The sequence below is a fragment of the Bradyrhizobium sp. PRIMUS42 genome, from assembly GCF_023006515.1.
Taxonomy (GTDB): Bacteria; Pseudomonadota; Alphaproteobacteria; order Rhizobiales; family Xanthobacteraceae; genus Bradyrhizobium.
Map to the genome: position 1 here is coordinate 1 of NZ_JALBGZ010001419.1, position 680 is coordinate 680.

At 69.3% G+C, this 680-nt stretch carries 1 protein-coding gene; it reads left to right on the forward strand.

Annotated features, from left to right (window positions below; translation table 11 throughout):
* The coding region (locus MOV75_RS40785; protein WP_247008510.1) for an AMP-binding protein at positions 1–680 on the forward strand (680 nt) is incomplete at both ends.

Below are 680 nucleotides of genomic sequence, written 5' to 3' on the forward strand. Positions count from 1 at the left end.
GCGGCTCGATGACGATCTCGGCGGCATCATAGGCGAGGAGACCTCTGCACCGGCCGCGGTGAGCGGACCGGACAACCTCGCCTACGTGATCTACACCTCCGGATCCACCGGACGGCCCAAGGGCGTGATGGTCGCCCACACCGCGGTGGTCAACTTCATGACCGCGATGGCCGGCGAGCTGTCGGTGTCGTCGGACGATGTACTGATGGCAGTGACGCCGGTCTCGTTCGACATCGCCGGACTGGAGCTGTTTCTGCCACTGCTGGCGGGCGGGCGGATCGTGCTGGCGAGCCAGGCGATGACGCAGGACGGCCGGGCGCTGGGCGAAAGGCTGGCGGAGGTCGGGGCGACGATGCTGCAGGCAACGCCTGCGAGCTGGCGGATGCTGCTGGAGATCGGCTGGCGGAGCGATGGCGTGAAGGCCTTGTGCGGCGGAGAGGCGCTGGCGCCGGATCTTGCGGCCTGGCTTGTGAGCAGCACGGCGACAGCATGGAACCTGTATGGCCCGACCGAGACCACGATCTGGTCGACAGCACGGCGGCTCGGCGCCGGGATGGAGGTCACGATCGGCCGTCCCATCGCGAACACGCAAGTGCATGTGCTGGACCGGGAGGGTCGCCCGGCGGGCGTGGGGATCGCAGGCGAGCTCTATATCGGCGGCGCCGGCCTCGCGCGCGGCT